Annotated in this window: 1 pseudogene; it reads left to right on the forward strand. The window is 76.7% G+C overall.

The features are described from left to right. A pseudogene (locus IG74_RS50690) lies at nt 1-544 on the forward strand (phosphoketolase); the annotation flags it as partial.

Raw genomic sequence — 544 nt, forward strand, 5'->3', positions numbered from 1 at the left:
CTGTGCGTGTGGGGTCCCGGGCACGGCGGCCCCGCCGTGCTCGCCAACTCCTGGCTGGAGGGCAGCTACAGCGAGACGTACCCGGACGTCACGCGCGACGCGGCGGGCATGGCGCGGCTCTTCAGGCAGTTCTCCTTCCCCGGCGGCGTGCCCAGCCACGTCGCGCCCGAGACGCCCGGCTCCATCCACGAGGGCGGCGAGCTCGGCTACTCGCTCGCGCACGCCTACGGCGCCGCGTTCGACAACCCGCACCTGCTCGTCGCCTGCGTCGTCGGCGACGGCGAGGCCGAGACCCCCTGCACGTGAGCGGCGACGACCCGCGCACCGTGCACCGCGACCTCGCCGAGGCCCTTGACCGGGCCGTCGACCGCATCCGCGGCGTCCAGGAGGAGGCCCGCGCCGCCGGCACACCGCGAGCCCGCGGCACCGGGGACCACCGCCCGCGCTGGCCGATGATCGTGCTGCGCACCCCGAAGGGCTGGACCGGCCCCGCGAGCGTGGACGGCAAGCCCGTCGAGGGCACCTGGCGCGCCCACCAGGTGCC

It is taken from the genome of Streptomyces sp. NRRL B-1347 (genome assembly GCF_000720325.1).
In the GTDB taxonomy this organism is placed as follows: domain Bacteria; phylum Actinomycetota; class Actinomycetes; order Streptomycetales; family Streptomycetaceae; genus Streptomyces.